Origin of the sequence: Mesorhizobium sp. M0659, from assembly GCF_040320605.1 — a bacterium.
Taxonomy (GTDB): Bacteria; Pseudomonadota; Alphaproteobacteria; order Rhizobiales; family Rhizobiaceae; genus Mesorhizobium.
Genome location: NZ_JAMYPY010000002.1, coordinates 323496 through 347187, shown reverse-complemented (window position 1 = coordinate 347187; position 23692 = coordinate 323496). Strand labels below are relative to the sequence as shown.

Below are 23692 nucleotides of genomic sequence, written 5' to 3'. Positions count from 1 at the left end.
GCCGGCGCCCCTCGCGCATCGATGCTTGACAGGCTCGCCCTCCCAACCTTATATCCGCGCGACCTTGGCGAACGCCTCGAAATGCCTTTCGATTTAAGGCGATTTCGGGCCTTTCGCCGCCCTGGCGGGGTAGCTCAGTTGGTTAGAGCACGGGAATCATAATCCTGGGGTCGGGGGTTCAAGTCCCTCTCCCGCTACCAGCCTACCTTAAGCTATTGAAATCATAGCAAAGACGCGGACCTATGGTAGGCGCCCTGTCCGAAAAAATCTTCAATGATTTTAGGACCTAGCCTGCTGCCATTGTGACGCCAACGAACGTGTTGCGACGCTTCGCAGACAACAAACTGCGCCTCGAGAGACTTGATTTCGAGAATTGGCTGAAATCTCGACCTGCGGACCCATTCGGTCTCGATTCCGAGGCGCAATCGACGCGGATTTTCGAATGGCGCGCCCGTGTCGCTCGGCGGCTTCTGCCCGAGTTATCCAGCTAAATTAAGCAGTCTCATCGGGCGGGCGCTCTGGATTCGCCGACGCCAATCCGCGTGTGCGTACGCGGATCGTCTGACAGATACGATCAGCGAGAGAAGCGAGCGCGCCCTGCACAGTGCGTGCCCCAAGAACGGATTGGAGGGTAACGGCCTGTGTTGCAAACCTATGTTTGAAGGCCTCTCCGCCACAGAGGAAATCGACCAATCCCAAGCCGTGATCAAACGACCACTGTATATACTCCGTAATCAGGACCGCACCCGGCGACGCTCGGCTAAAATCAGGGTCGTAGGTCGTAACGAATGCCATCATGACGTTGTGCTGGACGATGTTGATGGAAACCGCGACCATCGCACCATTGCATTCAAGTACGAAAATGCGCAGCACACCGGCGCGTGACAGCGCGTCCACCAGGGCGGCAAGAACCGGCTCGCCCTCTTCGAAAAGGTCGGATTCACGCGTGTGCTTTTCCAGCCATCTGCGCTTCAGCGCCGACAGTCGCTCCAGCAATGGCTGCAGCGGCTCGTCGGCCGACAGGAGGCGGAATTTCGCTTCGCCTGTTTCCTCCAGTATCTTGATGCCGCGCCGATAGTTCTGGCGCATCTTTTTCGGCTGGTCCGCCAGCCACGCTGCTCCGCTGGCCCACTGTCCAGCGACGCGATAACTGACTTCCTCCCGGTGATTGGCGCGAAGCTTGACGCCGCTGGAAGAGCCCGGTGTAAAAATCCTGCGGGCTCCCGCATCCGGCGACAGACGATTGATAAAAGCAAGATCGAAGCCACCCGCCGAACAGATCCGGTTCCAGAGGTCCTGGAGGGCCGATAGGGAGCATTCCGGCGCGACAAGAATATCACCATAGTCCGTATAGCTATTGGCGGCCCATTCGAGGAGCCGAAGTCCTTTTCGTCTGCCGATCGCCAGGGGAATGACAGCGACCAGCCTGTCATCGCTCCATACCAGGCCGATCCGCAGCGAGCGCCGGGCGCGGTCACGCACGGTGCTCCACCATGCCGAAACCCAGGCATGGCTCTGAAAGATCAGTGCATCGGTACGATGCCATAGGTCTACCCATTCGGCTTCGATGGCGGCCAGGCGATCCGTCGAACTGACGATTTCCAGTCGCTCCGCACCAACAGCGTCAATCGAAGCCATTTTGTTCATGGTTGGAGACGGTCCTGCGGCCGCGCGACATCGATGCGCTTTTGAAACAGTCGCACGATATGGTTTGCCATTTTCTTGAGCGGCAGCACGTAAAGTCCAAAAAGCGACTGATAGTCGCGTACGTCGCGATCTATCAGTCCAAACTTGAGGTCTTCGTCCGGATCCGGGATGAACTGCGTTCCGAATATGCGATCCCAGAATGAAAAAAGCAGCCCGAAATTCTTGTCGTAGTGGCGAGGGTCGACGCTGTGATGCACCTGGTGCCAGTGCGGACACAAGATGACGCCGTTCAACCGGCCGAAGGAAATCTTCAGATGCGTGTGGCGAACAAAGTCCATCATGAGAATGTTGCGAATGACATAGACGTTGATGCCAAATATGGCGATCTCGACCGGATTAAGCGCAATCAGGCTCCACAAGCCGAAACTGATCCCCGGTATGACGCCGTCCCAGATCCGGTTCATCAGATCGTCCAGGGGGTGAACCCGGTCCTTGGTGATCCCAACCATCACTTCGGCCGAATGATGCACCTTGTGCAATTCCCACAGGAACGGAAAACGGTGCTGGGCAACGTGATATAGGTAGTAGGAGATATCGTAAGCAACGAGCATGGTTGCGGTGAAGAGGATGATCGTCACTGGGCCGGCGGGGCCGGGTATCAGCGGTTGCGAGATGCTGAAGAGCCAGCCGACTGCCTGGTTTGTTGCATATCCCGTGGCGGCAACGAAGGTGACACCGGCGGGAATGAGCAGGAAGGGCATCACCAGCCTTTTCGTGATCCAGAACAATGCGTCCGCTCGCGCCGATGGGTGCATGATGACTTCCGCGGGAAAGGCGAAGTCGAAAAAGTCCCGGAAGGATTTCTGTTCGACCGTTCGCCAGTAGGCGACCACCGCGCTCCCCAGCGCCGTGAGCAACAGGAGACCGAGTGTCAGCAGATTGATGTGTGAGAGTTTTTCCACGATCACTCTGGCGAATTCCGAAAACATCGATGCAGTGGCTCCTAGGTGGTGAAATGGTGATCCGGCTCGTCGCGAAGCACATATTGCCAGGCCCATCATATGCTGCCCGCAACTGTGTATCGGGATGCGACTGGCAGAACAATCATGGCCAAATTAGCAGATCAACGGTGTCAAAACCGCTAAATATCTGAACGTAATTAATGTCGAACGCTGCGCCTGCAACCTGCCCGTTATCGGGTCTGCGGCGGACTTGGCGCGAGCCGGATGACTACTCCCTTTTCGCCTACTTGGCCACGCCATGCGAGGCGTTCGGCTGGCTGCCTTGCACCAAAACGCGGCGAAACCCAGCCGCCCTGGCCCGGTGTGTCGCCGCCGGAACGGATGTGGATCGCTGCGTCTGGAAAGTGGATAGTCATCAAAGGTTCAGCGCCGCGCAATACCGTGACAATGTTTCCATCCCTGTTGGCGTGGAGGTCGGCGGCGAGTTGGAAGACGATCTCAGCGACGCGGCTGCCGCCGAGCAGTTGGTCGGTCACGAGGATGCCGTCGCCATCGCGTGTCACGGCGCGTTGATGCACAACGCCGAAGCGGCCTTTGTACCCGTCATGTCGGGCACACAGCCTCCAGTGCGGCCCCGGCTCGCTCTCCACCAATGTCGCAACCGCCTTGTGCGACCAGTTGAACGCCCCGGAGATGATGCTTTGGCTTTTACCCTCTAGGTTCAGCGTGTTGTGCGCCGGCGTCGAGCGGAACCAGTCGCGCCAGCCTCCCCCCGAACCATAGAGCCATGTGCCGGGGTCGACCAGCACCGGATCGCCGTCAATGCACAGGGTGAGCGACAGCGCGTCGGCATGACCGTGCGCCGCTATCGAAAGGTAGCCCAGCGGGCCGTGGTCGTATGTCAGATGGACGTTGCGACCATTCATCTCGCCGCGCCAGACGGAGAGCCCGCCTTGCGTGAACGTATGCAATCCATCCGGCACCGGCGCCGGCCGCGGTGGCGCGCCGAAGAAAAGCGCACGAAAATCGCCGGGCTCCGGTGCGCTGCCCGGCATCCGTAGAAAACCACGGATGGCGGCCGCGACCGATCCGACATAATCGGTTTCGCCCCCCAGCGTGATCACGCGGCCTTCATCATTGTCGCCGAAGCCGCTGGTTTTCGGCGGGAGCCAGCCTGCGAAATTGGCGAAAGCGGCCAAACGCGCTTCGACGGGCTGGGGAAAAGGCAGTCCGGCCTGGCGCGCCGCCGCAGCGCACAGCAGGAAAAGTTCGGCACTGAAGGCGGCGTAGGTCGGGGTCTGCTCGGCCCCGGCGCCATCGGCCAGGATCTGTTTGAGCACCTCAGCCAGGAGCGACTCGCGAGCCACCTCGGCCCCGAAAGCCAGACCGATCAAATATTCGCCAGCCAATTCCGCGACGAGATGGTTGTTGGCGGACGAAAAACGGGAGGGAAACCGCGGCAGCCAATAGGCGCTTGCCGCCAGTATTTCACCGACTTTTTCTCGCGTCGCCGCGCCAAGCCGGTCGCCGACGAGGTCGAGCGTGACAATCAGGCTGATGGCTCGTAGCGCGACCTCGATGCCCGAGGCCCAGCCAACGCCCTGAAATGGTGGGTTGGCGAAATGCCAGCTCTCGATCGCCGCCTCGATGGCCGCACGGGATTGATCATCGCCGGTGAGAAGCAGATGGGCAGCCAGTGGCGGCAGTTGCTGCAGCCGGTTGATTTCCCAGACATATTTTACATCGCCACGGCCGGTGGCATGGCGAAAATCGATATCGAAAGTATGGGTCTTGGGGCCTGGCCAAAGCCGGCCGGTCACCGGATCAAGGCGCCAGAGCTCGGGTGGAAAGAGAGTATAGGGGTCTCGCTGTGGCCAGGTCTGGCCAAGTGCTGAAAACTGGCCCCGAAGAGTGTTTTGCGCAGCCGCCTGGATAGCTTGCCGCTGGGCTGGTGTCGCAGCGGCCGGCACAGCATTCCGCAATCCGTGCAGCACCGGGTGCAACTGCGGCGACGCATAGCGCTGCCAGCCGTTGTCGCGGCGGCGCGAAACGGTCCTCCGGCGCTGCTCGTCCAACCGATGCAATATCTCGGCCAACTCCATGCTGCGCAATCGGTTGAAATACCACCCGACCCTCATCCGCGCTCCGCCAAGATTTTGATCCTCATACACCATCCCGTCGAAAAAGCGTGTGGCGGCATCCTCTTTTCCGTTCCCGCGGTTAATATCTTCGGCCATGACGCGGAGTTTTGCGATGAGAAAAGTTGTCTACGTCATAGCGTGCGCGCTTGGCATGGCTTTGTCAGCCGAGGCGGCGCCGATCCCGCTTGAGCGCGGCGTCGGCGTCCATGAATGGCTCAACTGGTCGCCGGTGGAGAAAGATGGTTCCTACAAATGGCCGCCCTATCGCAGCGAGAAGGAATGGCTTGCGGGCGGCAGGCCGCTCACCGATTGGCCGGACGGCGACCAGTTTGATCGCATTCGATCCATGGGCTTCGACTTTGTCCGGCTGAGTGTCGACCCTGGCCCTCTGCTTGCCAGCGAGGGCGCCAAACGACAACAGGCGCTGGACATGCTTGCCGCTGCGGTGCAGCGGGTCGTTTCAAGCGGGCTCAAGGTGGTTTTCGATCTGCATGGCGTCAGCCAGGTTCCGGCCTACAGCATGGAAATGATCTATGGCGGGGCCGACAGCGAGGGTGTTGCCCGCTATCGCAAAATGGTAGTGGCGGTGGCTGCCATGCTGATCAAAATTGGTGCCGACAAGGTCGCCCTCGAGCCCTATAACGAGCCCGCCTACTACCCTTGCGATTCAAGCGGCAGCGATGACTGGCAGCGGATCATGGCAGGCACGGTTCGCGATATTCGCGCCGTCAGCAGCGAACTCACCATCGTCGCGACCGGCGCCTGCGGCGGGAGCATCGCCGGACTGGTCAACCTGGACCCCAACTTCGACGACCCCAACGTCTATTACAGCTTCCACATGTATGATCCGCACAGCTTCACGCACCAGCGGGCCGATGACAAGAACGCTTTCTCCTCCGGCCTTCCCTGGCCTGCCGACGCCAGCACGCCCGAAGTGGTCGCCGAAACCCTCAAGGCGCAGATGGACGCCGCCGGCTTGAGCCAGATCGAAGAGGTGATGAACATGGCCTCGGCGCGTGAAACGATCGCCCGATACTTTGAGCAGAATTGGGGGCAGAGCCAGCTCGAAGCGGGTTTCCGTCAGGCGGTCGACTGGGCTGAAGCCCATGGCATAGCGAGCAGACGCCTGTTCGTGGGCGAATTCGGCGTTATCCTGATGTCTGCGGATGGCCGCATGGGAGCTTTCGATGCTGATCGCCTGCGCTATCTCATGGCAGTGCGCAGAGAGGCGGAACGCTTCGCGATGCCGTGGTCGGCCTGGGAATTCTCCAATCCTTACGGAATGAGTGTTATCCAACCCAAGGGGCCTGCGATCCCGGACCGGGAGATGTTGCGGGCACTGGGCCTGCCATAACTCGTCATCGGGTCAGGATCGGTTCGAGCGGTCTGCCTGGTTGCTGGCGATCAATCGCGTGAAACCCAAGGACTGTCGTCTCCAGTTGCAGCCGAGAGGGCCTGATCGAACCAAATCAGGCTCAGTTTTAAAATCACTCCACCGAGCAGCTATTTAAATATATTCGCTGTAGATTGGTGTCCTCGATCATACGCAAACAAGGGAAAGAGGGCCAAGGGAAAGAATGTGCGGAATTGCCGGCTGGATTGGGCGCAGGGTCGAGAAGCCACAAGATCGGGCCGCCGGGATGTCGAATGCCTTGCAGCATCGTGGTCCCGATGCCGAAGGCATCGAACTCCTGGACCTGAACACAGGCGAGGACCAGTTGGCATTGGTGCATCGCCGCCTGGCGATTATTGACTTAAACGCCGATTCAAATCAGCCGATGCAGACCGAGGACGGACGGCTCCGGATTATTTTCAACGGCGAAATATACAACTACATCGAGTTGCGTGAGGAGTTGATCGGTCTCGGCCACCGTTTTCGCACACGCTCCGACACGGAAGTGCTGCTCAGGGCTTATGACCAGTGGCGCCTGGCCATGTTCGACCGATTGAGCGGGATGTTCGCTTTTGCGCTGTGGGACGCTCAACGGCGCGAATTGATCCTCGCTCGCGACCCCTTTGGAAAAAAACCCCTTTACCTCATGCAAGGCAGAAATTTGCTGTCGTTTGCCTCGGAGATCAGCGCGTTGTTGTCTGCGCAGCCAGATGGCCAGCAGCTCGATCTGGATGGAGTGCGCGAGTATCTGACCTGGCGTTACGTGCCTGGACCGCGGACGCTTTTTAAACAGATCCGCAAGCTCAACCCGGGAAGCTACGCTGTGTGGTCGCAAGGGGAAGTAACGGAAACGCGCTATTATGCGCCCCCGGATCAGACCGATCTGACAGCGGATATCGATCCAGGAACCGCCGAGCGACGATTTCTGGAATTGCTCGACCGTTCTGTCGAGATCAGGATGCGCAGTGATGCGCCGTTTGGCGCCTTTCTGTCCGGGGGGCTCGACTCGTCGGCAATCGTTGCCCTGATGACCAGGCACAGCGACAACCCGATTCGTACGTTTTCGGTCGGTTTCAGCGAACAGGCTTACAGCGAGCTTCCATTCGCCCGGCGCGTCGCCGATCATTTCAAGACCGATCATTGCGAAATCGTCATCCAGGCGGATGACCTGATGAATCATCTGCCCAAGATGGTCCGCCATCGGGGGGCACCTGTTTCACAAAGTACGGACATTCCAATTTACCTGATGTCGGTTCGAGCCTCGCGGGACGTCAAGATGGTGCTTACGGGCGAAGGGGCGGACGAGATTCTCGGCGGCTACCCCAAACATCGCGCAGAGTCTCTGGCGGGTGTCTACCGGTCACTTGTTCCAGCGTCGCTTCACAACAATCTCCTCGCCCCTTTGATGCGCGCATTGCCCGGCGCATCGGCCAAGTTCGACATATTTGCCCGAAGCGCGGGTGAACGGGACTTTGCAACCCGGATGATCTCCTGGTTTGGAGCCATGACGGCGCGGGAACGCGATTCGCTCCTCGGTGGGTTGGCCACTTGCGGCCATGACCGCAACGATTTCCCGTTCTCTTCGAGTGTGACGGAATCCCATCTGCGCCGTGTGTTGTTTTTTGATCAGACATCGTGGTTGCCCGACAACCTCTTGGAACGGGGCGACCGGATGATGATGGCCGGTTCAATCGAGGGGCGAATGCCATTCCTTGATCGCGATCTGGTTTCCTTCGTCAGCCAGCTGCCCGATCGTTACAGGCTCGGTCTCCTGGGCAGCAAACAGATCCTGCGCGACTGCATGGCCGGCATGGTTCCCGACGAGGCCCTCAACCGGCCAAAGATCGGCTTCAAGGTGCCCGTCGCCGAATGGTTCCGCGGGTCGATGAGCGATTATGTACGAGACCATCTGTGTTCGTCCCATTCGGTCATCCGTAGCTATTTGGGCGCCAAGAAGCTGGACCAGATTGTCACGGAGCACGCCGAGCGCGCCGCGGACCACGAAAAACTGATATGGGCGCTTTTGAACCTGGAGATATTCCACCGCGAATTCGCGCTTGGCCCGCCGCAGTGACGACAATGAAGGACAGCGTCAGCGCTTGACCGATCGCGCCTCGGACGCGACCGATCTCCAGACATCGCAGATCGCGTCGACAAACGGTGCAAGCTCAAGCCTTTCCCGGTGCACCGCCATGGCGGCGGCGCCAAGCCGCGCGCGCAGCGCCGTATCCTCGACCAGCCGAGTTAACGCCTCGGTCAACGCCGCCACATCGCCGGGCGGCACCAACAGACCGGATTGTTCGTGGGTGATGATGTCCTCGACCGCGCCAACCGGGGTGGCCACGACAGCCAGGCCGGCCGCCATGCCTTCGATCACCGACATTGGCAGATTTTCGGCGAACGAGGGGAGCACCAGAATATCGGCCGAAGCGATCAGTGATGCGACCTCGTCAGGTCCCACCCAGCCCGGAAAAGCAATACGGTCGGCAATCCCTAGAGCGACCGACCTCGCTCGTGCCGGCTCGACCTCACCATCGCCGGCGATCGTGGCACGCCAACCCCTGAGATGTTTCATCCGCTCCAGCGCCTCGCCCAACTGCGGCACGCCCTTTCGCTCGCCGATGCGGCCGAGGAACAGGATGTGCACGTGATCGCCTCCGCCGACATGCGCCAGGGAAGGAACTGCCGTGGCGTTGGGAACGATGACAATATTGCCGCCGTTCGCCGGTGCCCGGCTGGCGACGAAATCGCGCCAAAGCCCCCCCAGGACAATCACCCGGCCGGCATGCTCGAACAGAGCCCTGATACGGCGGCTCATGAAACTATGATCATCTTTCCAGAATGTCTGATACTGCGCCCCATGCAGATGAAGGACATATGGTATCGACAACAGCCTGGCGCAGGCGGCGATCATCATCTTGCGATAGGTGCTGCCGGAGACCGATATATTGATGTGAATGACGTCGGCGCGTCTGTCGAGGCGGGCCGCAAGCATCCGCGCGCAAAAACCAAGCATGTAGAAGATCGAAAGCCCGACATGTCCCGGGCCACGGCTGGAAAGAAAGCGCAGATCGATGTCGGCGATCTCTTGCCGTTCGAACTCCTGCTTCAGCGCCCCCATGATCCGGTCGATGCCGCCTTGTCCCGAAACGCCCGAGGGCGTTGCGACCAAGACATGTATTTTTCTATTGTGGGCGAGACGCTGCAACATGACACCATTTGGATTGCGGATGCCGGGTGACCCTAAAGCAAACGTTCCAAAAAAGGTTTACGACAAATCTTTTGGTTCAAACTGTATCCGTTCACCCTTTGCCGTCATCATGCTGGAATTCCCGTCGGTCAACGATTAATCGACGGCAAATTTTCCGGGAACAACCCTTTGCTGCTCCGTTCCACACTCATCTATGGCCCAGCTATTCTGCTGACGCGGGTTTCCGCTCTGCTCCTGCTGGTCGTCATGACGCGGCTGATCGACCAGACGGAGTATGGCCTGCTGACCCTGGTGGTCACCGTGGGCGAAATGACGGATGTTGCCGTTACCAACTGGCTGCGCATTGCCTTGTTGCGGCTTGGCGGAAAAGGCGACGTCAGCCGTGGCAGCCTGATGCTTGCCGGACAGGTATTGCTTGTCACCACGGTGCTGGCCCTGATCATATCCGTGATCGCCTCGGCGGTGATCGTGCCGGAGCGCTGGATCGAATTTGCAATCGCCGTCTGCAGCTATCTGATTGCCGGCTCCATCAGCCGGTTCGCGTTGACGGTGCTGCAAATGCAGCAGCGTCATTCCCTCTATTCGATGCTTGAATATCTGCGCGGCCTGCTGCAACTCGCCTTGCCGATCGCCGCCATCCTTATCTTCCAACGCTCGTTTCTGACGGTATCGCTCGGCTCGAGCCTCGCCGTGCTGATTGCCGGCATCGTGGCGTGCGTGGTGGCATCCGGGCGCGTTATTGGCGGCCCGCCGCGCTTCACCCACAAGGAGTTTTTTGCCCTCGGCGTGCCCCTGGTCATCATGGCGCTGGTCGGTTTCGGTCTCAACAGCGCTGAACGCGTCTTCCTCAAGCTCTACTACGATGCCGGCGCGGTGGCCGTCTTCGCAGCCGCCTACGCATTGGCTCGGCAGCCGATCGATATGGTCGCCAACGCAATCAACATGGGCGCATTTCCAGAAGTGGTCAGCCGCTTCGACGAAGAGGGATCCGAGGCGTCCGGGCGGTTGTTGTCGCAACTCATGGCCTTGATGATACGCCTTTGCCTGCCGGTCGCAGCAATGCTTATCGCGCTCAGCGGCGACATCACGCGACTCCTGCTGCCCGCGGAATATCATGGTCGCTTCGGCCTGCTGTTCCCGATCATCGCCTTCAGCGTTCTTTGTGCCAATCTCACAAGCTTCGTTTATGGCGTCGTGGTGCACGCACATAAGCGGCCGTGGTTGCTGATCATCGCCAATTCCTTCGGCTCGGTGGCAACGATTTCACTGTCTTTTCTATTGATTCCCACCATGGCGGAGGTTGGCGCGGCGTTGGCGTTGGCGGGCGGATCGCTGGCAGGTCTTGCAGCCTGCATCGTCATCGCCGAGAGGCTCACGCCGGTGCCGGTTCCCTGGCGCGACATCGCTGTCTCGGTCATCATTTCTATCTGCACCGGACTGGCCGCCAGCTTTGCCAGCACTGGGCTGGGCAATATGCCGGCGATCTTTCCGCTCGCGGCGGGCGGTGTCGCCGGCGCTGCGGCTTTCCTGGGACTGACCTGGTTGTTTCACCCCGCGGCCGTGACGCAGTTCATCGGCAAGCTAAGGGCACGGCTCCGGATCGCATAAATCCCGCGCTATGAGGCATGCTTGTCTGAAAGTCGCGAGCCTACGGATTGACGTTTCGGCGTCCCCGGCGAGACCAGAACTCACGCCACAGCAGCAGTGCATAGGCGGTGTTGGTATCGTAGTAGCGGCGCCACAATCGTCGCGGCTCCTGCGCCACGCGAAACAGCCACTCCAGGCCCGCCGCCTGAACCAGTCTCGGTGCCCTGGCGACCTTTCCACCATAGACGTCGAAGCTGCCGCCCACGCCCATGACGAAACTCGGAGCGAGTACGTCGCGATAGCGCTTGAGAAAGCGCTCCTTGCTCGGCGTCGGCATCGCCACAAACAGACAGTCGGCACCTGAAGCGTTGATGGCCTCGACGATCGCGGCCTCTTCCTCCGCCTTGAAATACCCATTGCGCCGGCCGGCAATGGCCAGGCTCGGATGATCTCTGGCAAGTCGGCTTTCAACTGCGTCGAGAATGTGCTGTTCAGCGCCCAGAAGGTAGGGGCGATAGCCACGCTTGGCGCACAGCGCCAGCAGGTTGATCATGACGTCGACGCCGGTCACACGCTCGGGCAACTCGACGCCGCAGAGCCGCGCGCCCCAAAGCACGCCTTTGCCATCGACATTGACCATATCCGCCCCGACGACATCCTCGCGCAGTTCAGCATTCTTGCGCATGTTCACAAGCTTGGCGACGTTCACGACAACATGATGAAGCGGCCGCCGCGTCGCCATCGCCTCGTCTGCGATGGCCAGCGTCTCGGCCATGGTCAGCGCATGGATGGTCGCACCGAGAAACTCGCGGCGGCGCGATGCCAATAGAGAGTGTTGCGCCCATGCCGGGTCATGCGAGTTCATGCCGCTTCTCCGGTGCGAGCGAGAGACTGCGAGCGTTCCATTTCGGATTTCTTGCCTTCGATGCGGGCGTCGGGCTTGCGCGCCTTGCGCCAGGTCCACAGGCCCCGTGTGTCGACGAGCTTCTTGTCCTTGAGCGCTTCGGGATCGATCAGATTGAATTGTCGATGGTCGACCAGCAGGACGACGATATCGGATTGGTCAATAGCGGAAAGTGCATCGGTGAACATGACGCCGCTGCCCTCGAGCTCGTGTGGCAACTGACGCGCATTGGGCTCGGCAGCGACGATCTTGATATTGGGAATCTTGGACAGAAGCTTAACAACCTCGACCGCCGGGCTCTCGCGCATATCGTCGATGTTGGGTTTGAAGCTGAGGCCAAGACAGGCGATCGTCTGCTTGCGGGTCGGGTCGAGCAATGCCTCGATGTCCCTGACCACCGACAAGGGTCGCTCGGAATTGATACGCCGCGCCGAACTGATCAGCCGCGTATTGTTCGGTGCGGCGTCGATGATAAAATACGGATCGATCGCAATGCAGTGGCCGCCCACGCCCGGGCTCGGCTGCAGGATGTTCACGCGAGGATGCCGGTTGGCGAGATCGATTACCTCCCAGACATTGAGCGATAGATCCTGGCACACCGCCGCAAGCTCATTGGCGAAGGCGATATTGACATCGCGGAACGCATTTTCGGTCAGCTTAACCAGTTCCGCGCTTTCGGCCTGGGTTATGAACAGGTCGCCGGCGACGAAGCTTGAATAGAGTGCCGCTGTCCGCTCCGAAGACTTTCGGGACAGTCCGCCGATCGAGCGATCATTGTTGATCAGCTCGGTCAGCACCTTTCCCGGCAGCACGCGCTCGGGAGAGTAGGCGACCAGGACGTCAGCTTCCTCGCCATGCGCAACGGGAAATTTGAGATCGGGTCGCAGTTCCGCGAGCAGCGCTGTCATGACGCGCGTCGTGCCGACCGGCGATGTTGATTCCAGCACCACCAGGTCGTCCCGTTTTAGCACCGGAGCGATGCTTCGCGCTGCCGCAAGCACGTAGCTGACATCCGGCTTGCGGTCCGGGGTGATCGGAGTTGGAACGGCAATAATATAGGCATCGGCCGGCTGAGGCGTGCTGAATGCCTTGAGCTTGCCATTGGCGACGACTTTCTGGATCAAACCATCCAGGTCCGGTTCGATGATGTGGATTTCGCCGCGGTTGACCTTCGCGACCACCGCCTCATTGATATCGACACCGATGACTTCGAGTCCGCGGCTGGCAAAAATGGCGCAGGTCGGCAGGCCGATATAGCCCATGCCGATAACGGAAACGGTTTTGATTTCAGCCATGATTCAGCAATTCCTCAACGATCCGGGTCGCAGCTTGGCCATCGCCGTATGGGTTGTGCCTCTCCGCCATGCCGCGATAGACGCTCTCATCATCGAGCAGGCTATTGGCATTGGCCAGAATTTTTTCGATATCGGTACCGACCAGCCGGGCAGTACCAGCGGCGATCCCTTCGGGTCGCTCCGTGTTTTCCCGCATCACCAGCACCGGCTTGCCGAGTGAAGGCGCCTCTTCCTGCACGCCGCCGCTGTCGGTCAACACCAGGTAGCTCTGTTTCTGTAGGTACAGGAACGGCAAATAGTCCTGCGGGTCGATCAGGTGGATGTTCGGCACCGTCCCGATTTCGGCGTCGACCACGGAGCGCACATTCGGGTTGGGATGGACCGGGTAGATGATCTGCACATCCCTGCGCGCCGACAATGCCTTCAGCGCGGTGCAGATCCTCTGGATGCCGCCATCGAAATTCTCACGGCGATGACCGGTGACGAGGATCATTTTCTTGGTCGGATCGATGAAGGGGAAACGAGCGGCGAGCTTGGCGTTCATCAGCTTGTCGGCATCGATCTCGCTGGAGAAATGCAGCAGCGTGTCGATCACGGTATTGCCGGTTACGAAGATTGTGTTCGCAGCCTTTCCTTCGGCGATGAGATTGTCGCGCGCCTCGGTGGTCGGCGCAAAATGCCAGGTGGCGATGTTGCCGGCAATCTTGCGGTTCAGTTCCTCCGGAAAGGGAGAGTTGATGTTGTGGCTGCGCAATCCCGCCTCGATATGGGCAACCGGAATCCGCTTGTAGAAGGCAGCTAGAGCCGCGGTCATCGCGGTGGTTGTGTCGCCCTGGACGATGACGATGTCCGGCTTCGCCTTCTCCAGCACCGCCGCCATTCCGAGGAGCACGCGCGAGGTCACGTCGAACAACGTCTGACCTGGTTGCATGATGTTAAGATCGTAGTGCACCGGCAGGCCCGTCAGTTCAATGACCTGATCGACCATCTCGCGATGCTGGCCCGTCACACATATTTCCGTGGTAAAGCGTGGATGGGCGAGCGCGGCGCGCGCCACCGGAAAACATTTGAGCGCCTCCGGCCTCGTGCCGAACACGATCAGCAGTTTTCGCCTTGAGGGCAAGTTCGGATGTGAAACGGCGTTCATGGTTGACCCTGGTCACCGAAAGCGTGGGCGCCCGGCTGACATGTGCTTTCAGCCTAACAATAGCGCCCTGAACCGCCTTCGTATTCAAAAAAATTAACGTATGATTAACGCTAGAGTCCGCAGCCCCCCTTGGGCAACCCTTGCCAGGAACTGTGGGGAAAGATACCAGAGCAAAGCCATTTTTTGCTTTAACGAGAATAACTTGGGTTGACTAATATTTTAATCATCGGCCACGCCGTCGCATCCCGGCGCTGGGAAAATGAGCTTTTTAAGCGGTTGGATGCGGCAGGTTACGTGGTCTCGAGTTGCAACGCGCCGGCGGCGGCGCCAACCGCTCGGGGGCTGGACACTGTCTTGGCGATCGAGAGCCGGCGTTTCGGTCCCTCGCTGGCGGGCCGGTCCGAGCCGCTGCCGCCCATCGATCGCGGCCCTCCGAACCTCGTCATAGATCTCACTGCCAGCGCAACGGGGCAAGGCGCGCCAGTCCTGAGGCTCGAATTTTGCGGCCGCAACAGCTTTCCAGCCGGCGTTGCCGCAATGTTGGCGAGCGGACAATTGCCTGAACTTGGCGCTCGCCTCGATGGCGTTGTCGTAGCCCAGGCTAGACCGATGCTGGCAGACAGGCTCTGGCTATCTCGAAGCTGCAACGACCTGCTCGCCGGTGCCATGTCGCTGATCATGCAAACCGTCGCCCGCTTCTTTGCGGGCAAGCTTGTGCCGGTAAGCGACAACCCGGTGCCGATCCTGAAGAACGACAGTTTTGTTCGACACTATGTGCCCTTTTTCGGCAGGGCCTTGATCGATCGCGCCGTGCAAAAAATCAGGCGGGGACGACGCCCCTTCTATTGGCAGGTTGCCTATCGGGTGATCGACGGACCAGGCATCGCCGAAACCGGGCAACTCGACGGCAAACCGTTCACAGTCCTGCCGGACGATGGCCAACGCTTCTATGCCGACCCGTTCGTCTTCGAGGTCGACCGCCGCCATCATCTGTTTGTCGAGGAATTTCCCTACGCGACGAGTCGCGGCGTGATTTCCGTCGCCGAGCTCGGTGACGATGGCACTTTCGGTGTTCCAAGGGTTGTATTGGAGGAAGCGCACCACCTGTCGTATCCGCAGGTGTTCGCACACGATGGCGAGATTTTCATGATCCCCGAAAGTGGTTCGGCTCGCGAACTTGTGCTCTATCGCGCCGCGCAGTTCCCCGACCGCTGGGTCCGCGACACGGTGCTGATGACGGACAGGGATTTCAACGACGCGACTCTGCTCGAATCCGACGGTCGCTTCTGGCTGGTTGGAACGGAGCGGTTCGGCTGCGGCAGCGCGTCGGACACGATGGCGGTCTATTGCGCACCCTCGCTGCGCGGGCCATGGGTCGCCCATCCGCTCAATCCCATTGCCGTCGATCATTCGGCCACCCGGCCGGGCGGCGCCTTTATCCGCCACGACGATGCCCTGGTGCTGCCGGTGCAGAACGGATCGAGGGCCTATGGCGGTGGTCTGGGGCTGATGCGGCTTGAGCGACTCGACGCGTCCGATGTCCGTTTTGCCTCGCCCCGGCCGATCGGCGCGGGTCCGGCATGGGCACGCACGGGCATTCATACGCTTAACCGCGCCGGCAATGTCGAGGTCGTGGACAGCGCGGGCTGACTGAAGCGCTGAAAGCCGTGAGCGTCCCGTTGCGTGGCCTGCTTATTTGTTCTCCGTGGCAATATGAGGAAGCGGTGTGTTTCTCGTCTTCCTTCTGCCGTTCAGGGTCTGAAGAATCGGCTTCTCGATCATCTCGTAAATCACCAGACTGACGAGGCAGGCTGCCACGATGCTGACCACCGACACCAACAATACCGTTGTCGGATGCTCGTATCCGACGGTGCGTCTGGCCAGGTACGCCACAGCGCCGATCACGAAGATATGCGACAGATAAAGCGCGTAGGAAGCGTCGCCCAACTGCTCGAGAAGGCTCCAGTGCTTGAGTTTCGGCTCCAGAATGAGGCTGAGATGAAGCAGGCCCGCCGCCCACATTGCTTGTCCCGCGAAGCTGATCTGACCCAAGAGCGGCGTACCGTCATCGACGAATGAAAGCACCACGCCTGCAGCGGTCATTACGCCGAATATCCAGGCATGGCGTATGTCGGAAGTGAAATCACCGTCCAAATAGCGCCGCCCTATCCACATGCCGATGACGAATGCCACCGGAGAAGGGTTGAGATAGAACTGGATAACAGGGTTGGTGGGACCCAGCCACAGCCCGGCTATCCACATCGCAATGAAAAAGACCGTCAGCACAAATACGCGCGAGGTCACGGACAGGAATGCGAACACCGCAAAAGCGATATAGAAAAATACCTCGTAATTGAGCGTCCAGCCGAGTGAGAGGATTGGACTGGCGCTATCCCGTCCAGGCGCTTCGTGAACAATGAAGAGGAGCGACTGAACATAGTGGGGCCATGTAAAGACAGTCTTCTGGAAGAGACTTGGCGCGAGCGCCGCCAGAACCGCGGCGAGGCTGGTGAAAAGCCAGTAAAGGGGGATGATCCGGATTGCTCGGCGTTTCAGGAAGGTGGCAGCGGAAAACGGACCATCTCCCGTAATATGGACCATTATGAAACCGCTGATGACAAAGAACAGAACGACGCCCAGGCGGCCCGCCGTCACGATAATCAGATTGTCCACGCCAATCTGATAGGAAAAGGCGTGTGCGAACAGAACCAGCAAGGCGGCGCAGGCGCGAAGATACTGAATCGAATAGAATTTCTTCACCTTGATCTCCTGCGCTTTGCCGGCGCCTGATGCCATGTCCACAGGCAGCGCGTCGGGCGCCGTGCAAAGCATCGCCATCAATACGACCGGCCAATTAAGTGTGGGTTACCGAGTTCACGAAATAGCGTAGATCCGGCTGCCGATGCATGTCGCGCAAGTGCATTGCGTGAATTCGTTCCCTCTCGGCGCACTTTGGTGAGATTTCAATGAGCGGTGTCCGGCTTTTCGGCAAAGCTGACATGTGGCGGCCCATGCCCGGCATCGCCACTGTTAAGATCGGGTTATCCATATTCCTTTACGTTCGTGCAGGAAAATGTACCCGGGGGTGCGTTCGTCCCCTGCCATCTCAATCGCAAGCCGCAACGCTGGTCAGATAATCGTGAGTGTCACCCCCACAGAGCAACAGTTCGTGACCGCGCAGGCCAGCCGCCAAGACGCCCTCACACTCCTGTTCTTTCTCCTCGCGGCCTTCGCTTTCCTGCTCCGCTCGACCATCTCTCCGCAATTGATGAATATGGTGATGTCCTATTCGACGGAGGGGGGGTCGTTTCCCGAAAAGCTGCATATCGGGACCTATGCCATCTTTCTGCTGCTTGTCGTCATCGCCACGACCCGGCCAATTCGGCTCGAAGGCGATGAAGTCAGGCTGTTCAAGGCGACATTGTTATATTCGCTGCTGCTGATGTGGCTGGTGCCTTATCTCTTCGTGATAGGCCGTGCCGGCTCGGCCGGCTTCATAATCGATTCCTATCTGGTCTCTTGTGCCGCGGCGATGATCATGCTTGCCTTGGGTGACCATGTGCGCAGGGCGCTTGGCAATGTCATCGTCGGCATGATCGTCCTCAGCGCCATCATCGGAACGATCGAGGCCGTCACCCAGCATCGATTCCTGCCCTATCCCCTCGTTGAGCTGGACTTTCGGCCGATCGGACTGTCGGCCCATCCGCTGGCGCTGGGCGCGCTTTGCACCACCGCCATAGGTTTCGTTGCACTGACGCGGTGGCGTATCTGGGTGTGCGCGCTTTGCATCTTCATTCTCTTCATCGGCACGGCCGCTTCGGGCGCGCGCACCGCCCTGCTGCTCGCTTGCGGCGAGATCCTGTTCCTGCTCGTGTTCCTGCCTTGGCCGGACTTGTCACCCAGACATCAACGCCAGGCCAAACTCCTGGTGCTGATGCTGACGCTGGCCGGTGGCGCCATACTGATTGTGATACTCTTTTCGGCGGGGCTGCTGAACCGCTTCAGCAACACGCTCTTTGATCAAAATTACGACGCGCGCGTCAAGATCTACGATGTATTCAAGTTCGTTGAATGGAGGGACATCCTGCTTGGCATGAATCCCAACGAGTTGTTGAAGATCGTCAACGAAAAGCTCAACCTCCCCTTCATCGAAAGCACGCCGGTCGTTCTTACGCTTTTGTTCGGCCTGCCGATCGCCCTGCTCTTCGCGTTTGCTTTCTTCCGGTTCCTTTTCAAGCTCCTGCGCAATACGCCTCGGGCCGCCCATATCGCAGCGGCCGCGTCCATTCTCGCGGCATTGTCAAACAATGCCCTTTCTTCGAAGGCGCCGGATATCATGCTGCTCGTCATCTTGTTGCTCGCTTATCGAAAGCCGGATGGGCGCCAAACCGGCACGCCCCTTCAAGGCCAACCAGCATCAACAGCGACATGACGCCAAGCCCGCTCCTTGCGGGTGCCCTCGCGACGACCTCTTGTATTTCCATTTGAAACGCCTGCACGCTTTGCCAGGCTACAACGGGCGTGGCAGAATACCGACCAAGGGTGGATAGATCGCTGTTCCGGAACGCGCCTGACACGCCTGGAAAATGAAATGTTAACGATGTTTCCGTAAAGCAGGCTGTGCGTATTGAATATTAAAGGGTTAGCATGATGTCCGCCGCTTCCGGTCCTCCTCCAGCCGCGGCCGCCGCCGGCATTAGCCCCTATGAACGGATCGAAAATGCGCGGCGCGCCAGCAGGCCAAAGCCGCAACAAACCGCGCCGATCATGGCACATGCGGCGGCACCCGCTGTAACGTCGGCCCCTGTAACGTCGGCCCCTGTGTCGCCTGCACCCGTGGCGCCGCCTGTAGCCGAGCCCGTCACGACGGTGACGCTCAACAAGATCGGAACCTTTCTCGAACTCGATTTCGGGCGTCTGTTTGTCTGGCTGCGCGCCGGCCTCGCTCTGGTATGCCTGCTGGCAATCGCCGGCGGGATCATCGGCGGTGCCTACGCTCTGCTGAGCAAGCAGCGCTACACCGTGACCACGGACATCCTCATCAATCCCGCCAATCTTCAGGTTGTTCCGAATGATCTTTACCCGCAATCGGCCCAGGTCGATGGACAGCTGCTCAGCGCGCGCAGCAAAGAGCGCATCTTGACCTCGGGCAGCGTGCTTTCACGTGTTGTAGACGATCTTGACCTGGCCAGTGACCCGGAGTTCTTCGACGCGGACCGTAGCCGCACAGGGACGGACGGCGCCAAACCCGATCCAAAGCTTACCGCCCTGAAGAACCTGGCGGAACGGGTTAGCAGCATCGCGGATGAAAAGTCGTTTGTCACGACCTTGATGGTATCGGCGGAAACCCCCGCCAAGGCGATCCTGATTTCGCAGGATATCGTCAAGACTTTCCAGGAAGAGCTGGCCAGCGCCGAGGCTTCCGGCGCCAGCCGTGCCGCGGCGGCGCTGGACGGGCGGCTGGGCCAGCTCAAGAGCGATGTGCAGGCGGCCGAAGAGAAGGTCGAAGCCTATAGGCGCAGCCACAATCTGGCCACCAGCAATGGGCAGCTTGTTTCCTCGCAAACCATGACCCAGCTCAACGGCCAGATCGTGGAGACGCAATCGCGCGTCATCGCCGCGCAGGCAAGTTACGACGCCCTGCTTGCCGCCGGCGCAAACGGCACCAATTCCGGTCCCGCCACGTCGGAGGCGCTTGTGGCGCTGCGCGCAACGGCCAACGGCCTGCGCCAGCAGATCGATTCGCAGTCGATGACCTTTGGCCCCCGTCATCCGTCGATCGTCAGGCTGAAGACGGAGTACAACACGGTCAGCGCGCAACTCAGCGCCGAATACGCGCGCACCCTGCGCCTGGCGAAGGTCAATCTCGATGCCGCCAAAACCTCGTCGGCCTCCCTCAATGCCAAGATGAATGACTTGAAGGGCAACGTGTTCTCGGATAGCGATTCCGAGGTCGCCTTGCGTGAGCTTGAACGTGACGCCGCGTCGAAGACGGCTATCTATGAGAGCTTCCTGTCGCGGGCACGCCAGATAACCGAGCGCGAACAGATCGACAGCACCAATGTGCAGGTGATTTCCACCGCAGTGCCGCCAAAGGGCCGTTCATGGCCCCCGCGCACCGTCGTGATGATCGGCCTGGGGGCCATTGGCGGCATGATCCTCGGCATGTTGCTCGCCATTACCCTGGGTATCGTGCGCGACATGCGGCTTCCGCCGAACCGCCCGGATGTCATTGCCAGCCGCGCCTGAAATGGCGAAGCGGATTGTCTTTCACATTGCCAGCCTCAGGGGCGGCGGCGCCGAGCGTGTGTTCGTCCTGATAGCGAACGAGCTGGCATCGCGCGGCCACAACGTCACGCTTTTTACCTGGAACGCGCAGGGGCCCAATGCCGCCCTGCTTTCGCCTGCCGTGCATCTGGTCGATTTCGGCCTCCCCATTCGCGGCGAGGGTTATGGCAAGTGGGCGACATTGAAAGGCATCGTGCGAAGCGCGGGCCTGCTTGGCCGCCTTTCTCCCGACGCGATCTACAGCGCCCCGGAATTCGCCAATCTGGTCGTGGCGCTGGCGCTTTCCCTCGCGCGAAGCAGGGCGCGGTTCTTCCCGAGTTTCCACGCCGCCGCCTCACTGCCTTCCGGCAGCCTTGGCGCGAAAATGGCGGTCTGGCTTTCGGCCCTGGTTGCGGCCCGCGCCACCAGGGCCATCGCGGTTTCTGAGGGTGTCGGCGGCGATCTTGTGGCCCGAGGCTTCCCGAAATCCAAGGTCGTGGTCATCAACAACCCGCTGCCGCCGGCTGCGGCATCCCAGCAACGCTCCTACGCCTGGCAGGCAGAGCTCGCGGCGATGGGCGACGGCCCCATCATCATCACCGCCGGACGCCTGGTGCCCGTTAAGGATCATTGGACGTTGCTGCGGGCCTTCGCTGTGCTGCGCGCCGGCCGCCGGGCCCGGCTTGTCATCTTCGGCGAGGGTCCGCTGGCCGACGAGTTGCGCGCCTATGCCAAAGAATCCGGTATCGGCGCAGACGTTCTGTTTGCGGGCTATGTCAATGATCCGGCGGCCTGCTACGCCGTAGCTGACTTGTTCGTCCTATCATCGACCAGCGAGGGCTTCGGCAATGTTCTGGTCGAGGCCATGGCAGCGGGGATTCCGGTGGTCTCCACGGACGCGCCGCACGGCCCGCGCGAAATACTTGATGACGGCCGCTTCGGCGCCCTGGTGCCGGTCGGCGATGCCGCGGCCCTGGCAGTGGCGATGGCCGGAATGCTCGACCAGCCGACAACCGCCGCGATCCTGAAAAGCAGGGCGGCGGATTTCGAAATTGAAAAGATCGGAGACCGGTACGAGGCGTTGCTCTGAATTAGCGCATGGATCGGCTTGCGGCGGCACAGGAATCCGCCATTGATGGGACAGGACGCCGCCAACATAGGCCGGTTACTCCCAATCCAATCATGATCTTTAACATCAATTTACCCGGAGTTGGTAACAACAGGGAACCCGCGTTTTATCCTCAGGATAGGGATTTTCCTTGCCGCAGCATCACAGCCTTCCTGCCGGCCGTGCAAACGATCGCAATTGGCCGCGATTGCACCGCTTCATGCGGGTTGAGCTGGAACTCGCGCCTGACGTCCTGGTGCCGCGAGCCGAAACGGAACTGCTTGGCCGGACGGCCGCGGCCATTCTTGGCGAACAGGCGCACGAAACGATCCTGATCGACATGTGCTGCGGCAGCGGCAATCTTGCCGTGGGCATCGTCAGCGAATGTCCTCGGGCTCGGGCATGGGCGGCGGACCTGACCGACAGCACGGTTTCGCTTGCCCGCCGCAATGTTGTGCGCCTCGCCCTGCAGGACAGGATCAAGGTCCGGCAAGGCGACCTATTTGCCGCGATCGAGGGTGACGGCCTCCACGGCGCTGCCGACATGGTTTTGTGCAACCCGCCCTATATTTCGTCGTCCCGTCTCGATAGCGAAAGCGCGCATCTGTTGGAGAACGAACCTCGGGAAGCTTTCGACGGCGGCCCTTACGGTATTTCGATCCTCCAAAGGCTGGTCCGGGATGCCGCAGCTTTCCTCAAGCCAGGCGGATGGCTGCTGTTTGAGTTCGGCGAAGGTCAGGATCGGCAGATAGCAACCCTTTTATCGAGAACGAAATCCTACGAAACCCCAACCTTTGCCGTGACGGCCGACGGCCAGCCCCGTGTCGCCATGGCGCGCAAACATGGTGGCCGGGTTCCCGGAACAGGGAGCCCGGCGTGAGCGTCGTCCGCGCCCTCGATCAGGCCGACCTTGCGGCCGTCGCGGGCATGTTTCAACGCATGCTGCGCAAGAAGCGGGGGCCAGCGCCGGCCTCCCTCGTCGATTACATGAGGCGGTTTTATCTGGACGCACCCGACTGGGGCAGCGGGCTCCGTTCGCTTGTCCATGTCAATGACGCCGGCCAGGTTTCCGGCTTCGTCGGCGTTCATGCGCTGCCGATGAAATTCAACGGCCGGCAGCTCTACGCTGCCATCTGCAGCTCGCTGATGGTCGAGGATCACGAGACCGATCCGATGGCCGGTGCCCGCCTGTTGAAGGCCTTCCTCGATGGTCCGCAGGACATCTCCTTCAGCGAAACCGCCAATGATACGTCCGTGAAACTGTGGACGCGGCTTCGCGGCGTTGTGCTGCCGCAATACAGCCTTGACTGGGTTCGCGTGATGCGGCCGGCGACCTTCGTGCTCAGCCTTTTTGCCAGTCACATGAAGCTTGCCTGGATGTTGAACCCGCTCGCCCGGATGGTCGACCGGCTCTACCTTCGCAAAATGGAGGGCGGTCAACGACGCTGGACCGGCGTCGTCGCCAACGCATCGAGCCGGGGGGCATTTCGGACCTCCGAGATCGACAGCGGCAGCTTTGCGGGGCTGCTGGAGCCGCTTTGCGCCCAGTTTCCGCTACGTCCGCAGTGGGCGGAAGGTCAGCTCGACCATATTCTGGGCGATGCGGCGCAAAAGCCGGATTTCGGAGAGCTTGTCTGCGTGTCGGTGGCATCGCCGAACGGCGCCAATGTCGGCGCTTTCGCCTACTACGCTCGACCGGACGGGATCGGCCGCGTGCTGCAGGTCCTCGCTCTTCCCGGCCAGGCCGGGCCGGTGATCGATTGCCTGGTCGAGCATGCCGCCCGGCGCGGTGTCTCCGGCTTGCGCGGCCGCGTCCAGCCCGCGCTTCTGGACGCCATGCTTGTAAGACGCATAGCCTTCATACCGGTCGCCTCGACCGTCGTGCATTCACGCGATCCCGAGCTTCTCGATGCCATGAAGAACGCGCAGGTCTTTCTGAACGGGCTTGCGGGCGAGCAGTGGAGCCAGTTGATCGGCGGCCGCTTCACCTGAAGCGTTCCGCCTAGAGCAATTCCAGGAAAGGGTGCGCG

Annotated in this window: 17 protein-coding genes and 1 tRNA gene; 10 read left to right on the top strand and 8 right to left on the bottom strand. The window is 60.3% G+C overall.

From position 1 onward, the window contains the following. Window positions 1-123 precede the first annotated feature (123 nt). Window positions 124-200, top strand: a tRNA-Met gene (locus NKI31_RS04785). A 292-nt stretch (window positions 201-492) separates the two neighbouring features. Here the strand turns inward: NKI31_RS04785 and NKI31_RS04780 are convergent. The 3 genes from NKI31_RS04780 to NKI31_RS04770 form a co-directional block, all read right to left on the bottom strand. Then, window positions 493-1647: a GNAT family N-acetyltransferase gene (locus NKI31_RS04780; protein WP_023820701.1), complete on the bottom strand. Its 1155-nt coding sequence runs from the start codon at window positions 1645-1647 to the stop codon at window positions 493-495. Beyond that, a complete protein-coding gene (locus NKI31_RS04775) occupies window positions 1644-2636 on the bottom strand; it encodes a sterol desaturase family protein (RefSeq protein WP_023691685.1) in 993 nt (330 codons plus the stop codon). The genes NKI31_RS04780 and NKI31_RS04775 overlap by 4 nt, the downstream gene beginning before the upstream one ends. 203 nt (window positions 2637-2839) lie before the next feature. Further along, window positions 2840-4747, bottom strand: coding sequence for a heparinase II/III family protein (locus NKI31_RS04770; RefSeq protein ID WP_352650637.1), 1908 nt, complete (start codon window positions 4745-4747; stop codon window positions 2840-2842). A gap of 115 nt (window positions 4748-4862) precedes the next feature. On the opposite strand from NKI31_RS04770, the gene NKI31_RS04765 reads away from it, so the two are divergent. After that, window positions 4863-6104, top strand: a complete 1242-nt coding sequence (locus NKI31_RS04765) for a glycoside hydrolase family 5 protein (RefSeq protein WP_352461986.1) — start codon at window positions 4863-4865, stop codon at window positions 6102-6104. A gap of 223 nt (window positions 6105-6327) precedes the next feature. Continuing rightward, window positions 6328-8217, top strand: coding sequence for an asparagine synthase (glutamine-hydrolyzing) (gene asnB, locus NKI31_RS04760; RefSeq protein ID WP_352544956.1), 1890 nt, complete (start codon window positions 6328-6330; stop codon window positions 8215-8217). An 18-nt stretch (window positions 8218-8235) separates the two neighbouring features. On the opposite strand, the gene NKI31_RS04755 is transcribed toward asnB, so the two are convergent. Beyond that, a complete protein-coding gene (locus NKI31_RS04755) occupies window positions 8236-9354 on the bottom strand; it encodes a glycosyltransferase family 4 protein (RefSeq protein ID WP_023671802.1) in 1119 nt (372 codons plus the stop codon). A 168-nt stretch (window positions 9355-9522) separates the two neighbouring features. Here NKI31_RS04755 and NKI31_RS04750 point away from each other — a divergent pair, with 168 nt between their 5' ends. Further along, complete coding sequence (locus NKI31_RS04750; protein WP_352650634.1) at window positions 9523-10962, top strand: lipopolysaccharide biosynthesis protein; 1440 nt, start codon at window positions 9523-9525, stop codon at window positions 10960-10962. A gap of 40 nt (window positions 10963-11002) precedes the next feature. On the opposite strand, the gene NKI31_RS04745 is transcribed toward NKI31_RS04750, so the two are convergent. The 3 genes from NKI31_RS04745 to wecB are packed head-to-tail and all read right to left on the bottom strand — an operon-like array spanning window position 11003 to window position 14287. Beyond that, on the bottom strand, window positions 11003-11806 hold the full coding sequence (locus NKI31_RS04745; RefSeq protein ID WP_023833544.1) for a WecB/TagA/CpsF family glycosyltransferase: 804 nt from the start codon (window positions 11804-11806) through the stop codon (window positions 11003-11005). Next, entirely contained in the window at window positions 11803-13140 is a 1338-nt protein-coding gene (gene wecC, locus NKI31_RS04740; RefSeq protein ID WP_023820697.1) for a UDP-N-acetyl-D-mannosamine dehydrogenase, read from the bottom strand. The genes NKI31_RS04745 and wecC overlap by 4 nt, the downstream gene beginning before the upstream one ends. After that, window positions 13133-14287: a non-hydrolyzing UDP-N-acetylglucosamine 2-epimerase gene (wecB, locus tag NKI31_RS04735; protein ID WP_352650631.1), complete on the bottom strand. Its 1155-nt coding sequence runs from the start codon at window positions 14285-14287 to the stop codon at window positions 13133-13135. Before wecB ends, wecC begins: the two co-directional genes overlap by 8 nt. Window positions 14288-14641: 354 nt before the next feature. Here wecB and NKI31_RS04730 point away from each other — a divergent pair, with 354 nt between their 5' ends. Beyond that, window positions 14642-15937, top strand: coding sequence for a glucosamine inositolphosphorylceramide transferase family protein (locus NKI31_RS04730; RefSeq protein WP_352650629.1), 1296 nt, complete (start codon window positions 14642-14644; stop codon window positions 15935-15937). Between the two features lie 42 nt (window positions 15938-15979). Here NKI31_RS04730 and NKI31_RS04725 read toward each other — a convergent pair whose 3' ends face one another. Beyond that, a complete protein-coding gene (locus NKI31_RS04725; protein WP_352650736.1) occupies window positions 15980-17125 on the bottom strand; it encodes an acyltransferase family protein in 1146 nt (381 codons plus the stop codon). A gap of 331 nt (window positions 17126-17456) precedes the next feature. On the opposite strand from NKI31_RS04725, the gene NKI31_RS04720 reads away from it, so the two are divergent. The 5 genes from NKI31_RS04720 to NKI31_RS04700 all read left to right on the top strand — a co-directional run bounded on the left by NKI31_RS04720 (window position 17457) and on the right by NKI31_RS04700 (window position 23654). Further along, a complete protein-coding gene (locus NKI31_RS04720) occupies window positions 17457-18719 on the top strand; it encodes a VpsF family polysaccharide biosynthesis protein (protein WP_352650627.1) in 1263 nt (420 codons plus the stop codon). Window positions 18720-18937: 218 nt separating this feature from the next. Next, window positions 18938-20536, top strand: coding sequence for a GumC family protein (locus NKI31_RS04715; protein WP_031243977.1), 1599 nt, complete (start codon window positions 18938-18940; stop codon window positions 20534-20536). Between the two features lies 1 nt (window position 20537). Beyond that, a complete protein-coding gene (locus NKI31_RS04710) occupies window positions 20538-21644 on the top strand; it encodes a glycosyltransferase (RefSeq protein WP_352650625.1) in 1107 nt (368 codons plus the stop codon). A 169-nt stretch (window positions 21645-21813) separates the two neighbouring features. Further along, window positions 21814-22542 carry a N5-glutamine methyltransferase family protein gene (locus NKI31_RS04705; protein ID WP_023696869.1) on the top strand — a complete coding sequence of 243 codons (729 nt, stop codon included), beginning with the start codon at window positions 21814-21816 and terminating at the stop codon, window positions 22540-22542. Further along, a complete protein-coding gene (locus NKI31_RS04700; RefSeq protein WP_023683445.1) occupies window positions 22539-23654 on the top strand; it encodes a hypothetical protein in 1116 nt (371 codons plus the stop codon). Before NKI31_RS04705 ends, NKI31_RS04700 begins: the two co-directional genes overlap by 4 nt. Window positions 23655-23692: the final 38 nt, after the last annotated feature.